Origin of the sequence: Virgibacillus xinjiangensis, assembly GCF_042643145.1 — a bacterium.
Taxonomy (GTDB): Bacteria; Bacillota; Bacilli; order Bacillales; family Amphibacillaceae; genus Virgibacillus_O; species Virgibacillus_O xinjiangensis.
Map to the genome: position 1 here is coordinate 17,085 of NZ_JBHRSA010000005.1, position 24,187 is coordinate 41,271.

Below are 24,187 nucleotides of genomic sequence, written 5' to 3' on the forward strand. Positions count from 1 at the left end.
GAAACTAATTCAATATTGAAGCGTTTACAATGTTGCCTTTGGCAAAGCGCATCATGACAGGAGGATGACAATGGCAAATGAGTTGCTGTATCCGAAACATACATTAACAAGAAGTGTCGTTAGTCTGGATGGGATGTGGAAGTTTAAATGGGATCCAGCATCCATCGGCGAGAAAGAAAACTGGCAAAGCGGACTTCAACATACCGAATGGGTACCTGTTCCATCCAGCTTTAATGATTTATTTACAGATAAAGACAGTCGGGAATATGCCGGGGATTTCTGGTATGAGCGTGAATTTTTTGTTTCCAGCGACTGGAAGGATAAAGATTTGGATGTGCGATTTGGCTGTGCAACCCACAAGGCGGTTGTCTATGTCAATGGAAAACAGATGACGAGCCATGTCGGCGGATTCCTTCCATTCAATGCATCGATCAATGATGTGGTGGAATATGACGCATACAACCGAATCGTGGTAAAGATCAATAATGAATTGGATGCGACCACACTTCCTGTTGGTAAAAGCATCACACTGAAAAATGGCAAAAAAATGGTCAAACCGTTTTTTGATTTCTTCAATTATGCTGGATTGCAGCGATCGGTTTCCCTCGTGATCACACCAAAAGAAAGTATCATCGATTTCACGGTGAAGCATGAGCTGAAGGGCGAGGATGCATTGGTCCATTATGATGTAGAAACAACTGGGGAGCATCCAGTCGAAATCGAAGTCTATGATGAATCATCCCATTTGGTAGCGGTACAGACAGGCAAACAGAATACGATCGAAATAAAACAGGCCAATCTCTGGCGTCCGCTTGATGCCTATTTATATTGTTTCCGCGTCTTGATCAAAGACAAGGAAACGATCATCGATGAATATGAAGAAGAAATCGGGATTCGGACCGTGGAAGTAAAGGGAGATAAGTTTTACATCAATGAGGAGGAAGTATATCTTACCGGCTACGGGAAGCATATGGACTTCGATGTTATTGGCCGCGGAATGGACCCGGTCGTGATGAAACGGGATTTCGAACTCATCAAATGGAGCGGTGCCAATTCATTCCGAACAGCCCACTATCCCTATGATGAATTATTTTATCAGATGGCTGACCGGGAAGGCATCGTCATTATCGATGAAGTGGCAGCAGTCGGCTTTCTCGAAAGTACGAAAAACTTCCTTGATGCTGCAGGTGGTAAGGTGACAGGCTTCTTTAACTACGATATTGTCCATCAAGAAACGAAAAAGAATCATAAAAATGATATGTACGAGCTCATTCAACGGGATAAGAACCATGCAAGTGTTTGTATTTGGAGCCTGCTGAATGAACCAGATACATTATCCGAACGGGCAACAGGCTATTTTGAGGAAATTTTTGATTATGCATGGGAACTGGACGTTCAGAAACGGCCAAGAACATTTGCATCCATTGGCACCTCCATTCCTGGAAAATGCAATTGTTATCAGGTTTGTGACATTGTCAGCCTGAACCGCTATTATGGCTGGTATTTCTTGAATGGTTTTGAGCTTTCAGATGCAGAAGCATTCTTCCATCAGGAAATGGAGCTCTGGCAGGATGTCGGCAAGCCGGTTATTTTTACCGAATATGGAACAGATACTGTCAACGGCTTAGATAAACTGCCATCGGTCATGTGGAGTGAGACATATCAGAAGGAATACTATGATCTCTATCACCGGATGTTCGATTATTACGATTGTGTAGTAGGAGAACAGGTATGGAACTTTGCCGACTTCCAAACCGTCGAAGGGAAAAATCGGATGAATGGGAATAAGAAAGGGATTTTCACCCGCTCCAGACAGCCTAAACCGATTGCTTATCTTCTTAAAGAAAGATGGGAAGCATTGGCCGGTGTACAGGAAGGAGATGGTGAAACATGGCACTTAATTTAGCATATGCAACCTATACAAAAACAAGAAAAGCCATGGATATAAATGGGATGTGGCGCTTCAGGCTGGATAAAAACAGTGAAGGCCGACAAAAGAACTGGATGAACGGTATTCCCAAAGCCGACCTCATCCCCGTGCCATCGAGTTTCAATGATTTGTTCACCGATAAAGAAAGCCGGGAGTTCACCGGGAGCATCTGGTATGAAACCGACATCTATGTTCCACAAGAATGGAAAGGTCTCGATATTTCGCTTCGTTTTTCAAGTGTTACAAGCAAGGCGACGGTTTTTGTCAATGGCATCAAGGTCAAAGAGCATCATGGCGGATATACCCCATTCCATGCACCAGTGGATACAGTCATTGATTTTGACCGGAAAAATAAAATCGTTGTCGAAGTTTCCAATCTATTGGACGACATCACCCTTCCAAGAGGAGAAACAGCCACAAAAAAAGATGGAACAAGGCTTGCGAAGTCGGATGTCGATTTTTACCATTATGCTGGTATCCAAAGATCGGTTAAATTGATTGCCATGCCAAAAGAGCGCGTGACAGATTTTTCTGTTCGGTTTGATTTGGAAGGAAAGGATGCGGCTGTATCCTATCAAGCAGAAACCAATGGAAAAAGCGAAGTCAGGCTGGAAGTATACGATGAGAATGACAACTTTGTTGCCGAAACTATTGGAAAAAATAACAAGCTGACGGTAAAAGATGTCCAGTTATGGAAGCCACTAAAGCCTTATTTATATACCTTTATCGTAAAAATTTGCGACGGAGAGCATGTCATCGATATGCACCGGGAAAAAATCGGAATCCGCACTGTCGAAGTGAAGGGCCAGCAGTTGTTCATCAACAATGAACCGGTTTATTTAAAAGGATTTTATAAGTGGGAAGACAGTGAACTTCATGGTGCTGGTGTGAATCCGGCCATATTGAAACGGGACGTTGAATTGATGAAATGGGCCGGGGCAAATGTTATTTCAACGGCAGATTTTCCGCATAGTGAGGAATTATATGAGCTGGCAGACCGGGAAGGATTCCTTCTCATCGATACCTTGCCAGCTTCCGGGCTGAAAAACAGCAAACCGAGTTTCCATCAGATGATGATGGGCATCAAGGAGGATGGTCCATTCTTTGCACGGGACGTGATTCAAGAAGAGATGAAAGTCCACCACAGAGCAGTGATGGAGGAAGTGATCCAGCGTGATAAAAACCATGCATGTGTCATTGCCTGGAATCTCATGACAGAACCTGATGCAACGGATGAACATATTACCAACTATGCCAAGGACATTTTCGACTATGCCCATGAACTGGATCCACAGAAGCGGCCAAGAACCGCATTGCTTCCAATGAATACAAAGATGGAAGACAGCAAGATTAATGATCTTTGTGATATCATCTCCCTTCATCGGAAAGATGGGTGGGACGAAATGGGCGGGTATGAATTATCCGATGCAGAAACAGAAATGAAGGAAACGTTGGCAAGCTGGGAAGCCATCGGGAAGCCTGTTTTCATCACGTCGGAAGCAGCAGAGTCTGTCAGTGGAGAATGGAAATTGCCTTCTGTTCAGTGGAGTGAGCCCTATCAGGTGGAAAGTTTAGAGATGCAGCAGCAGATGTTGGAGGAGTTGCCTTTTATCATCGGAGAACAAGTGCATTTTGCAGACATTCAGGCAAAGGAAGGATTGACCGCCATCGATACCCATCGCAGTGGTGTGTTCACAAGGAACAGACAGCCGAAGATGGCAGCCTACTTGGTGAGAGAAAGATGGAGAACGAAATAAAGCATCAGGAAATAACGTCCTCTATGGATGTTGTTTCTGGCCAAAGGTGTAAGCGTTGTCAGAACTGGAGTGTTATCGTGTAAAATAAATGGAGGAGGGATTGATATGTCCCACACAACCGCTCAGCAAAATCAGAATTACCATACAGCGAGAATGTGGCAAATAGCCTTGTTTTCCTTAAACAACTCCGCCACCAACTTATATAATTTCGCTATTGGTTTTGTTTCCTATTATGCTACAGGGATTGCAGGACTGACTGTAGCCGTTGTCAGCATCATACTTACATCGATGCGTGTTTTTGACGGGGTGACTGATCCGATTATCGGGTATATCATTGATAAAACAGAATCGAAGCTTGGAAAGTTCCGGCCATTAATCATTTTAGGGAACGTCATTTTGGCAGGCTCCATCTTGATTATGTATAACGTGACCCATATGCTGCCGGAGTCCATGCAATTTTTATTCTTTATAGCCATTTATGTTGTCTATATAATTGGTTATACGTTACAAACAGCCGTAACAAAGGCTGGACAGACTGTGCTTACGAATCATCCAAAACAGCGTCCGCTGTTCTCCGTTTTTGATGGAGTATTCACCATGCTGGTATATGGTGGTGGACAGTTCTTCGTAGCATCCAACCTTGTTGTTAAATATAATGACGAATTCAGCTTGGCATTATTCACCGAATTGAACATGTATGTGGTAATTATCTCTGCATTGTTGTCCGTATGTTCGGTTATCGCCATCTGGAACAAGGACCGTAAAGAGTTTTATGGTTTGGCAGAAAATACGGTGAAAACAAGTTTCCGCGAGTACTTGCCGGTACTGAAGAAAAACCGCCCATTGCAAATGCTGATCATCGCAGCTTCGACCGATAAATTGGCAAGTTCTTCAACGAGACAGCCAGCAGTGGCGGTCATGTTCTTCGGTATATTAATCGGGGATTACGCACTTAGTGGGACCATATCCTTAGTTACCATGGTTCCGGTACTCATCATTTCCGTCCTAGGTTCCATCTATGCAAGAAAAGTAGGGTTGAAACGTTCCTTTGTACGAGGTTCATGGGGAGCGTTGCTGGCAGGTGCCATCATCATGATCATGATGCTTATGATTGATCCAACCACCATCTCCATGGACAATATGGGCGTCAATACATGGATGTTCCTGATTCTCATCACTGCATTTTTAGGCTTGGGCGGGTTGACGAATGCCCTGGTCATCCCAATGATCGCAGATGTGTCAGACTATGAAACCTATAAATCAGGGCGTTATATTCCAGGTATGCTTGGAACAATCTTCTCCTTTGTGGATAAATTGATTTCATCCCTTGCCCCTGCAATTGTCGGGTTCATGCTGGCAATGATCGGCTATCAAGAAGAATTCCCGCAAATCGGTGAAAGCTTGACAACGGCATTATTCATTATGTCTCTCGTACTATACCTGGGAATACCGATTCTCGGATATATCGCATCCTTACTCGCTATGAAATTCTATACATTGGACGATAAACGGATGAGAGAAGTACAAGAGGGAATAGCAGAAATGAAGAAAATAGACATGGACCAACAGGAACAGGTACAGTAGTTCAATAGAAAAGGGGCGGTCATACACCGCTCCTTTTCTATTTTTAGTGAAGCAATCCTTCGCGGACGTTCATCAAAGGTGTCTTCATTAACAATATCTCCGAATGAAAGAACAGGATAATTGAACGAAGGGCAATAGTCTTGATTCCAAACAAAAATAATGGGATTATTTTTTTAAAGGTGAAAAACCATATAATTAATATGAAAACAGAAGAATGGAACACGCAGATTAGGAAATGGAAGAAAAAGAGAACTTGATATATAAGAACGATCATTTCAACTAAAGGGCAAGTTATCTCCATCAGAAATATATAATGAAAAGAAGGAGATGCAGGAATGAAAACAGAAAAAGAGAAGATGCTGGCTGGAGAAATGTATGACCCGGAGGACCCGGTGCTCCTGAAAGACCGGGAGGAAGCGAGACGGAAAGTCCGCGTGTATAACCGGACAACTGAAACAGAAGGAGAGAAGCGGTCGGAAGTGCTCAAGGACTTGCTTGGTTCCACGGGAGAAAATATTTCTATGGAACCGAATATCCGCTTCGACTATGGCTATAACACCCATGTTGGTGAAAATTTCCATGCGAACTTCGACTGTACCATTCTGGATGTGTGTGAAGTACGGTTCGGGGACAATTGTCTGCTGGCGCCTGGTGTGCAGATCTATACGGCGACACACCCGCTCGATCCGACCGAGAGGAATTCTGGAAAGGAATATGCCAAACCGATCATCTTCGGAGACAATGTGTGGATTGGCGGTGGTGCCATCATCAATCCTGGAGTGACCGTCGGTGATAACGTGGTGATCGCATCAGGTGCCGTCGTGACCAAGGATGTGCCGGACAATGTAGTGGTCGGCGGCAATCCGGCCAAAGTGCTCAAGGAATTAGAGGTGTAAGCTGCATTTTCATTCGCTTTCTTGGCGAGGTTTATGATAGAAGAAAAGGGATGGGGTGGGGGCAATTCAAGCATTTTTACAGACGAAGGAAGAAATCTATATCCTGGTCTACTGTTTGATCATCTTGTGGATCAATGTGGATTACTTGAAGGAACATAAACAGGTGAAAGAAGGTCTGGCCGAAATCGATTCGGAAGACGATTTGGAGATCAAACCAGCGAGTATTTCCTTCATGTTCATCGGATTGATCTTCAACTTTATCCGCAGATGGCTGATTTATCTGCTGGCCGTGTTCATGACAGAAAATCTAGTAGTCATCATCATCGCAGCCATTCTATTCGGCGTCAGCCTATATGATAGTGTGTTCAACTACAGTTTGGAAAAGGTGAGGAAATCAAATCTGGGATTCTACCTGATCATCATCGATTCGATTTTTATCGCGGGCTTTGTCCTGTATCTATTTTTTAACTGAGGATATGAATTTTCGCTTGGTGGCCATTGTTCTGGGCCGCCTTTTTCTATGGAGGCAGTTTGTTAGGGATTAATATATTGGTACTCCGTTGTCTATAGAAATTCTTTCTGTGACCTGATTTTTACATAAATTAAAAGGTTGTTTAAATTGAAGGAATTTTTATTTCTCTCTCAACAAGCTATGATAGTATTGAATAATGGGAAAAAATGTAACCTGCAGAATATCAATGAATGGGTAATTGTTTTTACCGTATGAGCGAGCTAGATCCTAATAGATAAGAAGGAGAGAATTATATGGGGCAAGCTATGAATTTGTTAAGAGCTTGGCATTATGTGGAGTTTTTAACACCATATGAAATTAAATTCAAGAACAAAGCAGCCGACGTGAACTATCTTAGGGAATTGACAGAACTACCATGGCAATCGACTGATAAATATTTAGACACTGGTAAACACACATACACGCATCAAGTTTATGTGGGAGTATTCCCAATTAGGGAAGAATTAGATTTTGCAAGAGAGCACTTTAGAGAAACAGAAGTACGGCCTGACATAGAGGATCATCAAGGGAAAACGGCTCTTGCTGTGATTGAGATTAATAATGATGGAAAATACATAGAAGATAGTGCTTCCATTTCTACAATGCCTTTTGGCCTTGGCCAACTGAATAAAGGGGAAAGGTATAAGGACGAATGGTCAACATTATTTGGCAAATACAAAGAAGAAGTTAAGCAAATAGCTTCCAGTCATTTAAAAGGGAGCATTGACTATAAAAAGTTACAACTGTTTTTAAGAGAATTACTAGAAAGTTCGGAATGGTCACCAGAATTAATTAATCCACCTTTTATTTCATTTACTTACAGACATAAAAAGGATAGAAAGAGTGAAAAAGAAGATATATTGAACAGTTTTTTTATCCGAGATTTAGAAATTGTTGAAAAGGCTCATAAGAGTGGAGAGAGCGGAAATGCGTTAAACCAATACTTAAAAGGTACGAAGGGAAAAGTAGATATTGATGAGAACCGCGAGAAAATAGAAAGAATCTTATCTCCTGAGCACATCCCCTTAGCTAAATGGCCTTCCAAAGATGAATACCACCTGAGTATGATGCAGCAACTGGCTGTAAACAGTATTTTTATGAAGGATACTCCTCACAACAATTTGTATTCAGTGAATGGCCCACCGGGGACTGGAAAGACAACTTTGCTTAAGGATATTATGGCCGAGAATGTCTTCCAAAGAGCTAAACGAATGGTCAAGTTTAGTGATCCGAATAAAGCATTTACACATATGAAAGATATTCAAGTGAGTGAAAAATTCAAGGTCAGAGTTCAAAATATTGATGACTCTATTCGTGGATACGGTATGGTAGTGGCTTCTTCAAACAATACAGCTGTAGAGAATATCTAGTAAAACATTGCATCCGGGGATTTTCTAATCTTTCAAAGATCAACACCTATACACATCCGGAAGTTGTCAAACCAATCTGGGACGCTTTCTTTCTTATTGTACCTGTGATTTCAACCGCTTTTGCTTCCCTAGGCAACATGTTCGAGGGATTGAAAAGAGAGGAATTGGATTGGTTAATTATTGATGAAGCAGGTCAAGCTAAGCCTCAAATGGCTGTCGGTGGTATATGGAGAGCAAAATATACGGTAGCTGTGGGAGACCCACTGCAAATTGAACCTGTAGTGACCACTCCCCCATCAATTTATACTGATCTGGCTAATTACTTTGACATTTCTTCGTCGTCTTATTTTTCTCCTCATTCCTCTGTACAAAGTATTGCAGATTTAGGAAACCCTTATGGAAAAAATTTAGCCGGAACTTGGATAGGGTTACCCCTGTGGGTTCATAGGAGATGTCTTAACCCCATGTTCAAGATTTCAAATGAGATAGCATATGACGGAAATATGGTTCTCGCTACACAAGAAAACGACACATTTACTTTCAGTGGTCAAAGTGAGTGGATCGATGTAAAAGGGGAATCAGTTGCACGGCAGTATGTAGAAGCTCAAGGGGAACGGTTATTAATTTTGCTACAGACACTTATCGATGACAATGATGGGAGTTTGCCTAATGTCTATATTATATCGCCATTTAAAAAGGTAGCCGATGAATTGAAGATTCTGTTGAAGAAGAGATTACCTACAATGGTTAGTGGCGAAAATTCTATTAAAGCGTGGGTACGGGAGTCGGTTGGAACTGTGCATACGTTTCAAGGAAAAGAAGCAGAAATTGTCATATTTTGTTTAGGAGTTGATGAGACCCAAAAAGGAGCTGCTAAATGGGCTACGGATAAACCAAATTTAATTAATGTAGCTGTCACGCGTGCAAAATACCGGCTTTACGTGATTGGTGATAAAAACATATGGCGCCATCTTCCTTATATGGAAACAGTTGAGAAATCCTTGACTTGGTAGAGAATTATGTGGGGGAAAGCTATCTTAAAAGGCGATACTACTATGCTTGTTCATATATGAATTTATTGTTCATGTAACTTACTTAATAAATGTTTGAACCTAACAAAGTTTGGTACCAATTAAGCAAAAGCAATGGAGGACATACGATTCGAGACTAAGCTGAAAAAAGCTAGAAATACAAACATGTCAGGAGGAGTTCCATGCCAAATTTAGAGGGTCAGGTCGTACTGGTGACAGGCGCGAATCGTGGACAGGGAAGGGCGATTGCCGAGCACTTGATTGAATCAGGTGCTATCGTTGCCGTGGGTGCGCGCCAGTATGAACGTGCTGCAGAGGCAGTTGATGAAATAGGGAATGCGCATGCTTATCCGGTGCAGCTGGATGTCACCAACGAAACAGAATGGAAAGCCGCGGCAGAAAATATCGTGGAGCAATTCGGCAAGATAGATGTGCTGGTGAATAACGCCGGCCTATTGATCCGCAAGCCTTTTACGGAAATCACTGCAGAAGAGTACCTGCAGTTGATCCAGGTCAATCAAATGGGCGTGTTTCTCGGCATGCAGTCCGTGGTTCCGTTCATGGAGAAGCAGGGGAAAGGCTCGATCATCAACAATGTATCAGTCTCTGCCTTTTCACCAATCGCCCACTCCTCTGCTTATGCGGCAAGTAAAGCGTCTGTCGTGGCGATGTCCAAAGCAGCAGCGGTGGAGCTGGGAGCCAAAGGAATCCGCGTGAACATGATCCATCCAGGTGGGGTCGATACCGACATGGCCACGAACGGGCAAGATGTCCCGGCATATTATCAGACCATTCCATTAGGACGGATCGGCAGACCACTGGAAATCGCCAAGGCTGTCGCCTATTTTGCATCGGACGACAGCTCGTACTGCACAGGAGCAGAACTGGTCGTTGATGGCGGGATGACACTGGGAAATGCCGAGGGGTGACGTGAGCATGACCGGCCGCTCAGGCCACGGGGCACTACACTCGGGCGTGAGCACCTGCCGCCCAGGCTGTGGGGCACTGCACTCGGTCGTCAGCACCAGCCACTCAGGCTGTGGGGCACTACACTCGGTCGCCAGCACCAGCCACTCGGGCCACGGGGCAGCATACTTGGGCGTGAGCACCTGCCGCTCGGGCCACGCGGCATTGCACTCGTGCTGCATCACCGCTCACTTGTCGATAATAGTTGCAATCACTAATGAGTAAGGGTGATAAAAATAATGAAAATTATGTTCTTACTAGCAATATTGAATATCGGCGTCTTTGCATTTATAGATATGCACTTGTGGGGCATGATAAGTGGTCTTGTATTCTTATTAATCGGTGCATTTTTCAGTAAGCCCCATTTTAAACAAAATAGAAATTAACGTATTTGCTAGTTTATTTTATCCATTTCCATGAAGATGGTCAGAATTTAACAGGACTTCACTGCACTCGGGCGTGCGCACCTGCCGCTCGGGCCGAGGGGCACTGCATTCGGTCGCCAGCCCTCGCCACTCGGGCCACGGGGCACTGCACTTGGGCGTGAGCACCTGCTACTCGGGCCGCGCCTCATCGCACTCGGTCGCCGCCCCGCGCCACACGGGCCGCGCAGCCTCGCACTCGGGCGCATAGCAGAAATTTTGCAAAGATCCACCGATATAAAACGCTCATGGTCCGCCGCCGAAAACATTGTATTTCCCATCCTCCTTAGGTAAGGTGGAATATAAGAGAGATTTTCAGCGGAATATGATCCTTGCGTTTCCATATCATGAGCAATTTCGCTGCAGCCCATTAAATGAACCAGGAGGTACAAAATCATGACCGAAGAACTGACGGTAAGGGATGAAATTCTTATAAACGCAGCTCCTTCCAAGGTGTGGGAGGTGCTCGTCAAACCAAAATATGTCGCACAGTGGGATGAGCTTCCGGAAGATTATCCGAGTGATGCTATGACAGAAGGCAGTAAAGTGGTATGGGAAAATCCGAACGGTGGAGAAACTGTCACTACTGTCATCAAAGCGGAGAAAGAGAAGGAATTCATTATGGCCCTGTACATATCGAACTGGGAAGTGAAGCCAGCGGAAGGTGATGTAGCCTATCGGTTCAGACTGGAAGACCAGGATGGCAAGACATTGCTGAAATTGGAAATTGGCGACTTTTCCTTGGTGAAGGATGGGCAGAAGTATTATGACGCATCGGTCGAATTTGCAACAGAAGCAAAGGAAACCATCAAGGAATTGGCCGAGAACCAGTAGACACCTGGCCATCAAACCTGACGTGACTTAGTGGGAGTAAAAGCGGCATATATATGAGGGATTGGCATACCTATAATGGAATATAGCGATCACAGGTCTTATCCGGAAAGGAAGGATGGGATGTTCATTTCCGTTACGAGGCTGCGTTTGAAAGGGAAGCGGATGTTGCCCAGCTTTTACTTTCATACCATTACATCGATGATCCAATCAAGGAATGCGGAAGGGCTGGAGTTTTCTTTGTTCAACAAAGAAGGCTGGGACACCTACTGGACACTGACCGTATGGGAGTCCAAAGAACACATGATGGCCTTCCGAAATAGTGGGTGGCATCTAAAAGCAATGAAGCGGTCACGAAAAATGGCGGATCAATTAGAGGCAGTCAACTGGGAATCAGATACTCTTCCCGGATGGAAAGAGGGGAGAGCCAGGCTGTATGAGAAGTTTGGTAAAGTGAAGTGACTTCCCAATTTCACCACATATGTCGATTCCAAAGGGGCAATCGCTTCTTATCAATATAACCATGAAACAAGACAGACAAGGCGATCCACAGGTGATCGTCTTTTTCTATAAAGAGTTTTTCAACTGAACGTTGCTAAAAGGAAGGAGGGTAGTACATGGCAGCAAACAAATATGCTGGTTTCCTGGAAAGATTCATCGCAAGAGTTCTGGACTTCAATATCATCACATTATCCTTAGCCTCGTTGTTCTTTCTGTTTACAGGCAATTTCTCATTGGAATGGAGAAGTGGCTGGACCTGGGAAGTCTTCTATTTGGTGTATTTGATCATGGTCCCTGTTCTCTGGTCTGGTTATGTCATTGGCAAACGCATCTGCAAAATCAAATTGCAGCGGACGAATGATGAGCATGTCAACTTTACCAATACGTTCATGCGGGAGGTGGTCGGCTTTCATGTAATCGGCATTCTCACGCTTGGTATATCTCTCATCGTCAGTGTGTTCATGATCATTTTCCGGGAAGATAAAAGAGCCATACATGATATCGTAGGCGGGACATATGTACGGAGGGCTTATTGGTGAGCACATAATTTGGTCTGTTCCTTTTATATACAATCTTGAATTTACAAGTAGAGAACCATGATTTTTTATAAAAGGTTATAAAATAAGAATGGATGAACCTGGTGCTGATTAGGGTTTCATCCATTCTTTAAATAGTGGTGAAGGATTCCACAACGGGCGGTAAAAAAGACGGGACAAATGGTAAAGATAGTTCGCCGTACTCAGTATCTCCCTCATGGATATACGAGTCCATAGTAATAGGCATAATTAACGAATTATTACAATTACTGTAATATTTTGGTAAATTACGTTGAATCATGGTAATTAATGGATTATATTGAGTGAGTCATCAAGATTAGGGATACCTTAAGTGATAGAGTATTACAATTAAAAAGTGGGGAACTTTTCAAGCAGTAAAAATTAAAAAACTATTTTCTGGAGGTTTTCGCTATCAATTTCTTGAAAACTTTAAGTTTATCTATTGTAGTCATTTGTCTCTTACTCATATTAGTGGTATTGATGAACAATTATCATAATAATATTTATGGCCAATTAGTAATAATAGTATGTGCTTGTTTCACAGTTACTTTCGGAATGAAATTGATGAGTAAAACTTGATTAATAGGTATGGATAAAAACGGGGCAATGCTTGGGCAATCTTTCGGGAGAGCCTCTAAAACTGAAATAATCGGAGGATTCTATTAATGGCAGGAACAGCCGTCGAATTGATCGATGATGCATGGCAATTTGTCATGGAGAACAGGTTTCTGCTTTCATTGGTAAGTTTGTTGACGATCATTGTTGCGGCAGGTATTGTCGCAAATGAATTCAAGTGGGGAACGATTAAATTATTACTGATCCGGCCGATTACGCGGACCAAAATTTGGGCTTCCAAATATGTATCAGTATTACTGTTTGCGTTATTCACCCTCTTATTTGTTTTGATTTTTTCATGGATTATTGGAGCGCTATTTTTCGGTGTCAACGGAATGGACCCGCGTATCGTACTCAGTCAAAGTGAGGGGTATGCATATGTTTCCATTATCCAACAAATCATCAAAGGCTATGGATTGCAGCTTGTTACATTGGTCATTATGGCAACATTTGCTTTTATGATATCGACGATGTTTCGACAAAGTTCACTGGCTATAGGGGTTGCTATTTTCCTTATGCTGTCCGGTAACGCGATAGTCAGCTTTTTCTCTGAATATGATTGGGCAAAATACATCCTCTTTGCCAATACTGACATGGGACAATACATCAACGGAATACCATTGTTTGAGGGCATGACTCTCGGATTTTCCATTACGGTGCTGGCAGTCTATTACTTCATTTTCCTTGTCATATCATGGGTGTTTTTTACCGAACGGGATGTAGCTGGCAACTGAAATAATTTCACTAGAGAGAGTTTACGAAATAAAAAACATTTGCCATACCCCTGCTAGATCAAGGGGTTATGGCAGCTTTACAGATAGAGGGAAACAATAAAGACGACACTCCAACTATAGAGTGCATGAAGAAACGAGACGATCATCGATTGGTCGTCTTTTCTTATGGAAGAAATCTAAGTATATTTGGCCGAGGGCTGGTTTCATATTTAATCAGAAAAGTTCCATGGACCTATATTAGTTCGATAAATACCCATGATACAATGACGATGAGGCTTACGCTAGTTTAATAACGTAGATAGCATATAGGTGGTTTACGTCAAGAAAGGTGGCAGCATGGTGAACAATAGCTTATTGCCTATGAGTATAACAGGCACAGATGCGCTCAATAGTATTGGAGAAAATATTATTATTGCTGATACAGATTATAAAATTATCTGGTTGAATACGTGTGCTAGACAATTACTTAATCTAGTAGCTCCTTTGTATGGTTTATCCAGTTCCGATGACTTGATTGGGATGAGCATGGATTCCTTTCATAAAGAACCTTCATACCAGCGCCAAGTGATGTCTGGATTGGAAAATGGACATAGAGCCCGGATCGAAATAAAAAACAAATATATTGCTGATATTGTCATAACGCCAATAAAGAATTTGCAGGAACAAAGTGAGGAAATCGCGGGATACATGGTTATGCTCATGGATGTTACAAGTCAAGCGGAGAAAGCAAAGAGGTTGGAGGAAAAAGTCAGGGAGTTATCTGCTCCGATCCTGAATATCTGGGAAAACACCATAGCTCTTACACTTGTTGGGGAACTCGATGTGAATAGAGGAAAAACCATCATACCCGTAATTATTGAGGAATGCATCTCAAAACATATAGACTTCGTCATGGTTAGTCTAAGAGGGATAAATAACTTTGATGACAGTGTGCGTGAGACACTTGTGAAATTACATGCGTCTTTAAAATTGATAGGGGCGCAATGCATTATAGTTGGTATCAAGCCGAATTTAGCCATGGAAATTGGAGAGTTAAGTAATATAGATACCTTTAGAAATGCTCATGAAGGTTTGCAACATATCATGAAGCTGCAAGAGGACTAGAAAGCGTGAACCTCAGGTCTTTTGATCTCTTTTCAACTTTTACTGAACGATGATGTTGGAGAGCTGATGATCCGAAGAATTGAGGTGCTTTGCGTTGGACAACGATGCTGAGGAACACAGCAACACCTACCGGATATGAAACAATCTCCAAAACATATTAAAAACTCAAGATTAAAAGTAGTGTATTGCTCTAGAGATACGCTTTTTAAAAGCTTATAAAAGCCAGTTCATTCCATGTCTATGGGGTCAACTGGCTTTTTTTCATGTTCATGTTACCCATCTAGCTGGAAAAGGGAATGGGTGACTGCCTGGATTCTAGGTTATTCAGATGCCTACCAATCCAGTAAGCCCCAAAGCAGGGAAGCAAATGTAAGAAAATACATGTATGAAAGTTGACTGGGGGTTTTTTCAAAATCAGCTTTCATGGAACCATGTTTTGGAGATCAAATAGAACATATGAGAAACAGGTATGTCACTCATGGATGAATACCTCTTTCTCATTAATCTGGCTTAAAAATTTTCCCTGTTTTGAGCGTTAACCACTTCTTCGGGATACATCTCCGTGTTTTCGGTCTTATTGGATAGGAAGACGCGGTAGATAATTTGTTCGTTATCATCGCCGGCTTCCACTAATACGATGTTTTTACCATCTTTAAGATATTGCTCATACTGTTTTGCCTGCGCTTTGGAAATGCCTGTTCTCATTCCAGTCCCAGAAAGAGTTATTCCTTGCTGACCTGATGCTGAAATGGCGATTCCTGATAAAGTTATAGCACCTGTATCATTTTTAACCTTGTTCACATTCTCTTTATCTTTGGTGAGGACAGAAATGTCTTTACTGGAATACCCTATATCTGTTAAGTGTTTAATCGCTCTTTCCGTCATTTCCACATCAGAGAAAACACCACCGATGATCCTATCCATTTTAGAGAACAGCCTCCTTTTGTGGGTGGGGTATTAATCTATACCCGAAAAAAAGATCGTTTGAACGACTCATATATGATTAAATGTGACAAACTGTCAACGCTATTGAAACTCGATAGACGATAGTCATCCTGGGAACCATGCATACGAAAAGGCGCTAGCCCTCTTCGACTCTGTTCCTCTTTCCCTAGGAGAGGATGGTGTGGAAATGGGAAAGGCCGTATTAATCATCACCCGAGATAACAGTGTTCGAATGGAATGCTCCAAGTTGTCCCATATCTTCATAAATCACCCTTTTTTCCACATACTATGGATTCTCACAGAAAATGCGAAGAGCAAGAAGGAGCGAAGGAGATGCCAGCCAAAAGAGCTTTACTCCTGCTGATTATTTTTATACTCCTTACAGCCTGCACACCTTCAAGAGAAATTGAACGCCTGGGGATCATACATACCGTCGGAATTGATGTCATGGATGATAGCGAGCAAATAGAAACGACCATGGTGATTTTCCAATTTGATGACCAGGCGGAGACCTTGACCAAAAATATCTCCGGCCAAGGAAAGACAGTGAGAGGGGCGCGAAATGATGCAGGCAGTCAATCCGCCTATCACTTGGCAGCAGGTCAGCTGCAGCTGCAGCTTTTCGGAAAAGAGGCAGCAGAACAGGGGATCCTTCCCTATTTGAATATGTTGGTAAGGGATGCTAATGTTCCCGACACCGTGTTCCTGGCTGTTACCAACCAGAAAACGAAAGAGATGCTGGATACTGGCCGGGAACTTACAGAAATCAGTATCGGACAGTTTCTTCATCGCCTGATCGAACAGAAGAAAATTGAACATAAAATCCCTAGGAGTGACCTTCAGGTGTTCTCTCGCACCCATTTTGAACCCGGGCAGGATCCATGGCTTCCGGTGTTTGATATAGAAGAGAAGCTCCCGGCCATCATATCGATGGGAGTTTTCCAAGATGACCGCTATGTCGGTGAAATATCACTGAAAGAGGCATTCTATTTGAATCTGTTTTTAAGCAGAATCCCGCCAACCCCACTGGAGTTGTCACTTCCTCGTGAGCCATTTAAAGATTATATGCCTGGCACGGGGAGTGAGGAGGATATTGAGAAACTCGATGTGAAAATCCAATTGAAAGGAAACACAAAAACAAAGCTCGTGGATAAAGAAAAACTGCATTATAAAGTGGATGTAAAGGTCCAGTTCCGACTGGATGAATTCTCTGAAGTTGTAGTGGTGAAGGATGAGAAGGTGGCCGAGCTCTTCGAACAGGAAATTGCCAAGAAGATGGAGGAGGAGTATGGAAGCCTACTGAAAAAATTGCAGGATATGCAATCGGATCCGTTCGGCTTCGGAACGTACTATCGTATCCAGAAAAAGGATGGCGAGATGACTTCAGATGAATGGAGGGAACTCTACCCTGATATTTCGGTCGATTTCCATGTGGATGCTGAGCTCATCCATTATGGTACCATTCAATAATAAAAAGGACCCCCGTTCTATGGAACTAACGGCTTCAGTACCGGGAGAGAAAACACTGAATAACACACTAAAAAGGAGTGCAAATTGCATAGCGTTTCGTACTCCTTTTTTATTGATATGACAACATTTATCTGTTTTAACAACAATGATGAGTGGTTCTATTTTTTGGAAAGGTTTTCTGAGATTTCATGTAAAGCATAGATAGAAAAAACAGAATGAGCTTATTCAACTAACGTGGCAGGGTAATTTAGTTGATTATGTGGTAATATAGAAAAGTCTTTAAAAAATATTGGAAGGGGAAATTTATATTACTACTAATCATGTTACTAAACAGAGATTAACTTTGATGCTCACTGTAATCATGTCGTTGTTATTACTTGCAGCATGCGGTGGAAGCGATAATGCAAACGACGAAACGCAGGGGGGAGAAGGTAGTACAGAAGAAAAAACTGAATTGTCCATTGGATTAGATCCATATGATTATTCCAGTGTACCTGCTTATTTATCAAAAGTCATTTTGGAACAGGAAGATTTTGAAGTGCAGATAGAAGAAGCAGAAATTGGAATCTTATATCAAGCTCTCTCTGATCAGGAAATAGATGCATTCATCGACGTTTGGAGTCCCAATTTACATAAAGATTATTTGGAGAAATATGGCGAGACGTTTGAAATAGCTGGCACTCTATATTCGGATATGCCACTCGGGGTCGCTGTGCCAACGTATATGGAGGATATTAATTCGATAGAGGACGTTGCTGCTAATCCAGAACTTTTTAATCATGAAGTTTATGCGATTGAACCAGGTAGTGGGATGGCTATAACGACAGAAGAAATGGTGGAAACTTATGAAATGGACGACTTTACGATACAAAACAGTAGTGTTGCTACGATGCTTGCCCAAGTAGACAATGTGATTAATAATGAAGAAGCTATTGTATTTAACGCTTGGCGTCCTCACCCGATGTTTGTCCGTTATGATATTAAATTTTTAGAGGATCCACGTGATACTTGGAAAAGCGATGACGTTGAAATTGCGGTTACACCTCAATTAAAAGAAGAGTCACCGACAGCTTATAAGTTGTTTGCCAACATGGAACTGACTTTAGATATGGTGGAAGAATGGATCATGGAATTGGAAGAAGGAAAGTCGCCTGAGGAACTAGCAGAAAATTGGGTGAAAGAAAATCAAGAAACAGTAAATGAGTGGTTAGAAAAATAAATGCAAATAAAAATAATCGTTGTTTTGACGATTATTTTTATTTTGTTTACGACTTAATCAGTTATCTATAATCGATACGACCAAGTCCCTTTTATTTTTCCCGGTGGCTCTCCTAGCCCGTTGCTGATAAAGCACTCTTAACTTCATTTTCGTGCATCCAAGAAATAGGTTGGTAGACTATTGCTCCATGTTTAGATGATTCATGTTAAAGGTATAGCTTTAATACATCATCATACACAAATTCAGTTATTATTTGTGTATTATCTGGTTATATAGCATTCCTCGAGGTATTGGAGCAGCATCCAGTAATATGTTTTACAATATTTTTTCTAAAAGGGGAGCGTGATGTGGAACACATTCGTATAGTAAGTAATTACCTAGAGTCGATATTCAAGGATGATTCTTCAGATGTACAGGTTCGAGATTACCCATATAGGTCGTATGGAAAGAAAATAATCGATCAACAGGGAGATTATATGATTATATACTATCATGAGGAGCTGAGTCACTTTGTCTATACCTTCAAAGGGACGGAAGATATCTTCTTCTCTCTTCATTTGATCAAAGGTAATACAACTATTTATTAATGGATGAATGCTCTATGGGGAAAGCTATAAACCGGAAACAGTAACAATTATCTGCCAAGCTAGCCAATCTGTATGGTTTTCTATTTCATCCGGTGTTCGGAAAGAATTTCAACCATATGGAGAAGGCATAGTGGATAAAGTGTTTTATAGGAAGTATCTAAATAGCCGTACGGTGTGAGACACTGTGCGGCTATTTGAATTTGGAAATGTCTCTAGGAGGACTGCGCGAGTTTGAAGGTTGGACTGTTTGTAAAAGTATACCTTTACGAACGGGCGTGAATATGATTAGGGGGGACCCAGCATGGAAAGAGAGGTCTCTTGGGGCTTGGTAAGAACCAATAAGATCAATTATTAATAGGAAGTGTCGTGTTAAACAAACCTGTAGCATTAGTTTAATAGACAATAAAAGAAACGCTCGGAAGAAGTGGTGGCCCCAAAAGGACGGTACCAAATTAAAAATATCCGAGCGTTTCTTAGTGCCAATTATCATATGAATTTCATGTTATTTCGGTTGCCAAATATATCGCGTTTCAACCTACTCTTTTACCATTTTGTATTCCACAACAGGACGATTTATCCCGATGATGTGTGGTTCCTCTTTTCACCTGTTACTCCTTCGGCTGCAGATCCTCGATGGAGTCAACGTCCATATATTCTGGTACGGCTAAGCCGATTTTGGCACCGTCGACGTTAGGGCCTAGGTCTTCAAATTGCCCCTCATACTGAGCGTATAATTCCCCGTGTGTAGCTGGCATCCAAGGAGCTAGTGATGCATCAGCACTGCCATCTGCTATTGCTTCGAACAACACAGCCGGATCAATTGGTGTAAGTGTGACACTGTAACCTTGTTGTTCCAAGATAACCTTAGCTATATTGGTGGTGAAAGTTTCTGCATCCCATGGAGTTAGAACCAGTTCAATTGGCGTACCATCTACAGGCTCTACTCCTTCCGTCCATTCTGCAACTGTATCTTGATTTTCTTCCACCCACTCTTGTGCTACTTCTTCAAAGCTTTTTTCCTGGGCTTCCAACAAGCCGTATTCTACATCTTCCAGTTCCCACTGGAAGCGGTCAAGCATGGTATGAGCTCCCGGCATGTCTTCCTTCAATCCTTCTCTTGCAATGGTGGTGATGGATTCTTCTTCCCCAAAGATGCCTTTAGGATCTTCCAGGTACTTAATATCCCAATTGGCAAACATATAGTGAGGGGACCATGCACTAATGACAATTGGTTCTTCATTGTCCATCGCATCACTTAATTCGCTCAACATTGCACCTGTTGAGGACAGTTCCTGCTGCCAACCAGCCAGGCTATCATATTCAGATATAGCAATTTCATTGGTCTCCGTCTGACCAGCACCAGGTTCAATCCCGGTAATGGTATATTCCATTTCTTCACTAGCGCTGGTTTCTGATTGTGCTTCCCCATCATCGGAGCCGCATCCAGCAGCGATCAGGGATAAGGACAAACCAGCAATCACGCCGATTTTTTTCCATTTGAAGTTGAACATGTTGTAGGACACTCCTCATTTTTATGAATTATTATTGCATTTGTCTACCGTTTTGAATGGTGCGCACCTCTGTTTTCTGAAACAACAGTCTTTATGTTATAGGTTTTCAGCAGATGATTCAAACAGCAAATACAGTAAATTCTGTACAAATAAAACATACAGTCCTCATTTTACGGAGATTTTTAGTAGTAATGAATACATTTTGGTCGGATTCCTCTATATAACACCCCCAACTGATTTTTTGGTGGGGATGTTATTGCCACGGCAGGCCTTCCAGGGACTAGGCAGAAAAATTTGAAACGTTTCTTCCATTGAGACGTAGGAATAAGTACAGATTCCAGCGAAAGGATGTGCATTCGGGATGCGGAAGATTTCCAGTAAGACATTCAACAGGCTAAGCACATTGTCTGATGCAGTGTTCTTCCTGAGCATTGCTGGGCTTATTTATTACAGTACGGCTATGGGCGATTCGATCAAATGGGAGATGGCTCTGCCGATCGGGCTATTGGTATTCAGCTACTCGCTGCTCTTGAAAAAGCCCGATGAGGAAAATCATCATTGAGGCCGCCTGCCATTTAAAAAATCCCATCGCTATGGGAAAATATGAGTAGCAAAAGGAGGGATGGCTGTGAGAGGAAAGACAGGTGCAATGCTCATTACCCTGCTGATCGCCATTTGCTTAAGCGGATGCAGCTCGAGTGATGAGGTACATAGTGAGGAGCAGTTATTTTCGTACAAAAACTCTCCCATCGGGGACAACAGTGCGGTAATCAACATCATCGGCCAACTGAAGCACGCGGAGGAATTCAACGAGGTTTCCCTTCAGACGAAGACAGAGCCATATGGCATGACCCTGACGTACTCTGCATTGAAGGCCCCAGTGACGGAAAAAGAATATGAAGAAACAGCCATTTATAACGCTACTTTTTTATTTGCTTTGATTGATCATGCAGAATGGGTGACCTTTGAATTTGTAGACATGGAAGACCGTGCATTCAATCTAACGAAGGATGAGTTGGAACAGTGGTATGGCCAGGATCTAAGTGAAATTGCCAGTGAAGAAGAACTGGAAAAACTCGTACAGGAACAACTGGCAGATGGGCACGATGTCGCTCGACTACTGGAGTAACAAGCTTTGACAAAAGAGGCGATTTCCAACCGGATCGCCTTTTTGTTAGTCGGCGCGTTTGGAAAAGATTGTTGTCGTGCTAAGGCAGCTAGAGATTATGGCTGGAGGGGGTGTGTACGATGAGGAAAATGCTTGTGAATTCCGTTTGGTTGATAGCTATTATTCTCCTATTATCCGCCTGTGAGGGGGAGCAAGTGGAAACCAAATATTATATGTCCCTGATGGGGGAGAGTGATACATGGAAATTGAACGGCTATGAAATCATGCTGACCTCTGATGGGGAGAAAGCAGGGAACGGAAAACTGTCTATGAAAGGCGTCGATGAATACGTCTCAGACATATTCAGTTTCCGGACACATGCGGTGATCGACGGAGAAGATACAGTCATACATGGTGGTTCCGTATCTGGTCAGACAGATATCGCACAACAGACTACCGGCACGATTGTAGGGGAAGGCGGCAAGACCATCACCATAGATGAGGTCAGCAGTATTTATATGATGATCGAATGGTGGGATACAGATGAAAATATACCGGCACAGGAACGCATAGATTTATATAGGAAACCGGAGGATGGGGAGACGTTCTTGCAAGGATGATGCGTGGATAGTTTGACCAATGGTGACCGGGTCATAAGCAAATCTGGAGGTATCTATATGAAGAAACCTTTTTGGATTCCATTGACTGCCGCATTGGGAACAATGGCATTGCTTTATATGATCGGCTTGATTGCAGATATTGAGGTGCTTTCGGCTGAGTTCTCATTCACCTATACGGAGTTCTCTTTCCTGCCGATCGTTGTTGGGGTAGTGGTCGGATTTGTCACTGAATGGGTGATGAAATATAGGAAGGGGTTGAGGAAGTAATCCTAATGATAAGGTTACGGGCAAGAGGGATGGCCAAAAAAAGTGCTTGGAGATATGGGGTGATCCGCAGTAACAGGGGATCAATTTAGTTGGAGGGTGTATGTTGCTAAAAAAGTTTTTGACCATCGCAATCATTATTGTTGGCTTGTATCTGCTGATGAATTTCTATATGGGGGGGTCACTAGCTGAAGAGCAAAGAGAACAGGTGTATGAGCGTTCCCATCAATTGATTGTTGATATTTTTGAAGAAGAATCGGATGAAGTGTTCGAGGATTATTTATCCTCCGAACTGCAAACTAACCATAGCACAATTGCATGGCAGGCTCACAGTGATAAGATTTCAGAGAATGATTTAGAAAACATAACTGCATTCGGGAGTTTAGAAGAAGATAGCATTTATACAACACGAAGCCTTTTTGGTGATACCACACTCAAATATGCTATTAATATGGAAGTCACAATGGATACGAAAAATGGAACAGAAACTGGCGAAACCCTTGTGGAATGGGTGAGACAGGAGGATGAACTGAGGCTCCATTATATGGAATTTCCGTTCACCTTCGATTCCACGGAGGATGATTATAAGGTAACTACATTTGGCGAATAGCAAGAATGGTTGTTAGGAGGGATGAATGATGTTTGAGGACTTTTCCAGTGTAATCTTGTTGGTTGTCTTCTTGATTTCCGTATTTATCATCCTTAGGCAGAACAAGAGCGGTTCACATGCTGCAGTCAGCGTAAATGAGAAATACGAAGCAGCAGAAAAAGAGATTTCAGAAGCGAATAGATTGCGCAGAGAACAAATTCAAGTGAATAGGGAAATTTTGGATGAGTTAAAAGAAATAAAAGAAAAAATAGATCTTAAATGACTATTACCAGAGGAAAGAGAAGCAATTACATAACTAACATTCTCATCATCCAAGGAGGGAGGAGCGATTAAACGGTTTTTGAAGTCTTGCATCGGTTGGGTAATCGGTTCGTTTATAGCGATTTTCCTTATCAGTTGGTGGAATGGCGGAGAAATAGACTGGGAACACTTTGCCATTATTAGCATAGCGGGTCTGGTAGGCACAACGATCGGCTTTGGAGTAGAGAAAGCGATTAAAGATGGGAAGAGTAAGTGATGAATAGATCCGGTGGGGATTAGATATGGAGAGGGGGGCTTCAATGGCAATCGTGATAGGGTATGCCATTGCGTTGCTAGGAGCAGTTGCCGCTTTTCAGCTGAGCAAAGGAAAGTCGAAGAAAAGAAAATATATAGTGTGGGGAACCGCGCTGATTGTGCCGATTTCCCAAGCCTTATCTTTTGCGGTCGGCTTGAGCTATGCATTCATGGTGGAAAATGGTTGGGCCGCCCTGATCATGTGGTATATCTTCCCCATCCTATTTCTCATCGGCTTGGTGATGTTATTGGTGGGCATATTCAAAAGAGAAGGCACAGGAAATGGTGATGGTTAGCTGTCGCCCGAATGAGCAGGTGTGCGGCCTGAGTGGTGGATGCTGAGGCCCGAGTGAGCGGGTGTGTGGCCTGAGTGGTGGATGCTGATGCCCGAGTGAGCGGGATTGCGGCCCGAGTGGTGGATGTGTACATGACCCTGTCAAGTAGACACACTAAAATCGTGCAAAACTATGCTGATTGTAACCGGTATTC

At 42.6% G+C, this 24,187-nt stretch carries 25 protein-coding genes and 1 pseudogene; 24 read left to right on the plus strand and 2 right to left on the minus strand.

The window, feature by feature from the left end:
* Positions 1-70 precede the first annotated feature (70 nt).
* From uidA (ACFOGI_RS02860) to ACFOGI_RS02920, 13 genes and pseudogenes are all read left to right on the plus strand, one after another.
* Positions 71-1,906 carry a beta-glucuronidase gene (gene uidA, locus ACFOGI_RS02860; protein WP_390268126.1) on the plus strand — a complete coding sequence of 612 codons (1,836 nt, stop codon included), beginning with the start codon at positions 71-73 and terminating at the stop codon, positions 1,904-1,906.
* Positions 1,891-3,687: a beta-glucuronidase gene (gene uidA / locus ACFOGI_RS02865; protein ID WP_390268128.1), complete on the plus strand. Its 1,797-nt coding sequence runs from the start codon at positions 1,891-1,893 to the stop codon at positions 3,685-3,687. The genes uidA (ACFOGI_RS02860) and uidA (ACFOGI_RS02865) overlap by 16 nt, the downstream gene beginning before the upstream one ends.
* A 105-nt stretch (positions 3,688-3,792) precedes the next feature.
* Positions 3,793-5,271, plus strand: a complete 1,479-nt coding sequence (locus ACFOGI_RS02870; protein WP_390268130.1) for an MFS transporter — start codon at positions 3,793-3,795, stop codon at positions 5,269-5,271.
* Positions 5,272-5,606: 335 nt separating this feature from the next.
* Complete coding sequence (locus ACFOGI_RS02875) at positions 5,607-6,167, plus strand: sugar O-acetyltransferase (RefSeq protein WP_390268133.1); 561 nt, start codon at positions 5,607-5,609, stop codon at positions 6,165-6,167.
* Between the two features lie 55 nt (positions 6,168-6,222).
* A complete protein-coding gene (locus tag ACFOGI_RS02880; RefSeq protein ID WP_390268136.1) occupies positions 6,223-6,639 on the plus strand; it encodes a hypothetical protein in 417 nt (138 codons plus the stop codon).
* A gap of 293 nt (positions 6,640-6,932) precedes the next feature.
* Complete coding sequence (locus ACFOGI_RS02885; RefSeq protein ID WP_390268139.1) at positions 6,933-8,048, plus strand: hypothetical protein; 1,116 nt, start codon at positions 6,933-6,935, stop codon at positions 8,046-8,048.
* Positions 8,049-8,212: 164 nt separating this feature from the next.
* Positions 8,213-9,061: a DEAD/DEAH box helicase gene (locus ACFOGI_RS02890; RefSeq protein WP_390268141.1), complete on the plus strand. Its 849-nt coding sequence runs from the start codon at positions 8,213-8,215 to the stop codon at positions 9,059-9,061.
* A 200-nt stretch (positions 9,062-9,261) separates the two neighbouring features.
* The gene (locus tag ACFOGI_RS02895; protein WP_390268144.1) at positions 9,262-10,008 is read left to right on the plus strand and encodes an SDR family NAD(P)-dependent oxidoreductase; all 747 of its coding nucleotides are present in this window, start codon (positions 9,262-9,264) and stop codon (positions 10,006-10,008) included.
* Between the two features lie 855 nt (positions 10,009-10,863).
* On the plus strand, positions 10,864-11,301 hold the full coding sequence (locus tag ACFOGI_RS02900; protein WP_390268147.1) for an SRPBCC family protein: 438 nt from the start codon (positions 10,864-10,866) through the stop codon (positions 11,299-11,301).
* A 120-nt stretch (positions 11,302-11,421) separates the two neighbouring features.
* Complete coding sequence (locus ACFOGI_RS02905) at positions 11,422-11,760, plus strand: DUF3291 domain-containing protein (RefSeq protein ID WP_390268150.1); 339 nt, start codon at positions 11,422-11,424, stop codon at positions 11,758-11,760.
* A 155-nt stretch (positions 11,761-11,915) separates the two neighbouring features.
* A complete protein-coding gene (locus tag ACFOGI_RS02910; RefSeq protein WP_390268153.1) occupies positions 11,916-12,338 on the plus strand; it encodes an RDD family protein in 423 nt (140 codons plus the stop codon).
* A 713-nt stretch (positions 12,339-13,051) separates the two neighbouring features.
* Positions 13,052-13,705: pseudogene (locus tag ACFOGI_RS02915) on the plus strand (ABC transporter permease); the annotation flags it as partial.
* Positions 13,706-14,044: 339 nt separating this feature from the next.
* Positions 14,045-14,809: an STAS domain-containing protein gene (locus tag ACFOGI_RS02920; RefSeq protein ID WP_390268156.1), complete on the plus strand. Its 765-nt coding sequence runs from the start codon at positions 14,045-14,047 to the stop codon at positions 14,807-14,809.
* Positions 14,810-15,319: 510 nt separating this feature from the next.
* On the opposite strand, the gene ACFOGI_RS02925 is transcribed toward ACFOGI_RS02920, so the two are convergent.
* Complete coding sequence (locus ACFOGI_RS02925; protein ID WP_390268159.1) at positions 15,320-15,733, minus strand: general stress protein; 414 nt, start codon at positions 15,731-15,733, stop codon at positions 15,320-15,322.
* A gap of 354 nt (positions 15,734-16,087) precedes the next feature.
* On the opposite strand from ACFOGI_RS02925, the gene ACFOGI_RS02930 reads away from it, so the two are divergent.
* The 3 genes from ACFOGI_RS02930 to ACFOGI_RS02940 all read left to right on the plus strand — a co-directional run bounded on the left by ACFOGI_RS02930 (position 16,088) and on the right by ACFOGI_RS02940 (position 19,030).
* Positions 16,088-17,224, plus strand: coding sequence for a Ger(x)C family spore germination protein (locus tag ACFOGI_RS02930; protein ID WP_390268162.1), 1,137 nt, complete (start codon positions 16,088-16,090; stop codon positions 17,222-17,224).
* Positions 17,225-17,570: 346 nt separating this feature from the next.
* Positions 17,571-18,443 (plus strand): glycine betaine ABC transporter substrate-binding protein, encoded by an 873-nt coding sequence (locus tag ACFOGI_RS02935; protein ID WP_390268165.1) that lies wholly within the window; start codon positions 17,571-17,573, stop codon positions 18,441-18,443.
* A 347-nt stretch (positions 18,444-18,790) separates the two neighbouring features.
* On the plus strand, positions 18,791-19,030 hold the full coding sequence (locus ACFOGI_RS02940; RefSeq protein WP_390268167.1) for a hypothetical protein: 240 nt from the start codon (positions 18,791-18,793) through the stop codon (positions 19,028-19,030).
* A gap of 608 nt (positions 19,031-19,638) precedes the next feature.
* Here ACFOGI_RS02940 and ACFOGI_RS02945 read toward each other — a convergent pair.
* The gene (locus ACFOGI_RS02945; RefSeq protein WP_390268170.1) at positions 19,639-20,541 is read right to left on the minus strand and encodes a glycine betaine ABC transporter substrate-binding protein; all 903 of its coding nucleotides are present in this window, start codon (positions 20,539-20,541) and stop codon (positions 19,639-19,641) included.
* Between the two features lie 361 nt (positions 20,542-20,902).
* Between ACFOGI_RS02945 and ACFOGI_RS02950 the strand changes: the two genes are divergently transcribed.
* The 8 genes from ACFOGI_RS02950 to ACFOGI_RS02985 all read left to right on the plus strand — a co-directional run bounded on the left by ACFOGI_RS02950 (position 20,903) and on the right by ACFOGI_RS02985 (position 23,994).
* Complete coding sequence (locus ACFOGI_RS02950) at positions 20,903-21,103, plus strand: hypothetical protein (protein WP_390268173.1); 201 nt, start codon at positions 20,903-20,905, stop codon at positions 21,101-21,103.
* A 66-nt stretch (positions 21,104-21,169) separates the two neighbouring features.
* Complete coding sequence (locus ACFOGI_RS02955; RefSeq protein ID WP_390268176.1) at positions 21,170-21,670, plus strand: DUF4825 domain-containing protein; 501 nt, start codon at positions 21,170-21,172, stop codon at positions 21,668-21,670.
* Between the two features lie 119 nt (positions 21,671-21,789).
* Positions 21,790-22,269, plus strand: coding sequence for a hypothetical protein (locus tag ACFOGI_RS02960; protein WP_390268179.1), 480 nt, complete (start codon positions 21,790-21,792; stop codon positions 22,267-22,269).
* A 57-nt stretch (positions 22,270-22,326) separates the two neighbouring features.
* Complete coding sequence (locus ACFOGI_RS02965) at positions 22,327-22,536, plus strand: ATPase (protein WP_390268182.1); 210 nt, start codon at positions 22,327-22,329, stop codon at positions 22,534-22,536.
* 103 nt (positions 22,537-22,639) lie between these two features.
* On the plus strand, positions 22,640-23,143 hold the full coding sequence (locus tag ACFOGI_RS02970; protein ID WP_390268185.1) for a hypothetical protein: 504 nt from the start codon (positions 22,640-22,642) through the stop codon (positions 23,141-23,143).
* Between the two features lie 28 nt (positions 23,144-23,171).
* Positions 23,172-23,405 (plus strand): hypothetical protein, encoded by a 234-nt coding sequence (locus ACFOGI_RS02975; RefSeq protein ID WP_390268188.1) that lies wholly within the window; start codon positions 23,172-23,174, stop codon positions 23,403-23,405.
* Positions 23,406-23,483: 78 nt separating this feature from the next.
* Complete coding sequence (locus ACFOGI_RS02980; protein ID WP_390268191.1) at positions 23,484-23,660, plus strand: hypothetical protein; 177 nt, start codon at positions 23,484-23,486, stop codon at positions 23,658-23,660.
* Between the two features lie 43 nt (positions 23,661-23,703).
* Positions 23,704-23,994 (plus strand): hypothetical protein, encoded by a 291-nt coding sequence (locus ACFOGI_RS02985; protein ID WP_390268194.1) that lies wholly within the window; start codon positions 23,704-23,706, stop codon positions 23,992-23,994.
* The last annotated feature ends 193 nt before the right edge of the window (positions 23,995-24,187 follow it).

Bases quoted from the DNA above. Each gene is read 5' to 3' on its own strand.
- ACFOGI_RS02900 (WP_390268147.1), top strand. From the start codon at position 10,864: ATGACCGAAGAACTGACGGTAAGGGATGAAATTCTTATAAACGCAGCT.
- ACFOGI_RS02885 (WP_390268139.1), top strand. From the start codon at position 6,933: ATGGGGCAAGCTATGAATTTGTTAAGAGCTTGGCATTATGTGGAGTTT.
- uidA (WP_390268128.1), top strand. From the start codon at position 1,891: ATGGCACTTAATTTAGCATATGCAACCTATACAAAAACAAGAAAAGCC.
- ACFOGI_RS02935 (WP_390268165.1), top strand. From the start codon at position 17,571: ATGCTCACTGTAATCATGTCGTTGTTATTACTTGCAGCATGCGGTGGA.
- ACFOGI_RS02945 (WP_390268170.1), bottom strand. From the start codon at position 20,541: ATGTTCAACTTCAAATGGAAAAAAATCGGCGTGATTGCTGGTTTGTCC.
- ACFOGI_RS02985 (WP_390268194.1), top strand. From the start codon at position 23,704: ATGGCAATCGTGATAGGGTATGCCATTGCGTTGCTAGGAGCAGTTGCC.
- ACFOGI_RS02960 (WP_390268179.1), top strand. From the start codon at position 21,790: ATGAGGAAAATGCTTGTGAATTCCGTTTGGTTGATAGCTATTATTCTC.
- uidA (WP_390268126.1), top strand. From the start codon at position 71: ATGGCAAATGAGTTGCTGTATCCGAAACATACATTAACAAGAAGTGTC.
- ACFOGI_RS02905 (WP_390268150.1), top strand. From the start codon at position 11,422: ATGTTCATTTCCGTTACGAGGCTGCGTTTGAAAGGGAAGCGGATGTTG.
- ACFOGI_RS02910 (WP_390268153.1), top strand. From the start codon at position 11,916: ATGGCAGCAAACAAATATGCTGGTTTCCTGGAAAGATTCATCGCAAGA.
- ACFOGI_RS02930 (WP_390268162.1), top strand. From the start codon at position 16,088: ATGCCAGCCAAAAGAGCTTTACTCCTGCTGATTATTTTTATACTCCTT.
- ACFOGI_RS02950 (WP_390268173.1), top strand. From the start codon at position 20,903: ATGCGGAAGATTTCCAGTAAGACATTCAACAGGCTAAGCACATTGTCT.
- ACFOGI_RS02925 (WP_390268159.1), bottom strand. From the start codon at position 15,733: ATGGATAGGATCATCGGTGGTGTTTTCTCTGATGTGGAAATGACGGAA.
- ACFOGI_RS02965 (WP_390268182.1), top strand. From the start codon at position 22,327: ATGAAGAAACCTTTTTGGATTCCATTGACTGCCGCATTGGGAACAATG.
- ACFOGI_RS02870 (WP_390268130.1), top strand. From the start codon at position 3,793: ATGTCCCACACAACCGCTCAGCAAAATCAGAATTACCATACAGCGAGA.
- ACFOGI_RS02895 (WP_390268144.1), top strand. From the start codon at position 9,262: ATGCCAAATTTAGAGGGTCAGGTCGTACTGGTGACAGGCGCGAATCGT.
- ACFOGI_RS02875 (WP_390268133.1), top strand. From the start codon at position 5,607: ATGAAAACAGAAAAAGAGAAGATGCTGGCTGGAGAAATGTATGACCCG.
- ACFOGI_RS02975 (WP_390268188.1), top strand. From the start codon at position 23,172: ATGTTTGAGGACTTTTCCAGTGTAATCTTGTTGGTTGTCTTCTTGATT.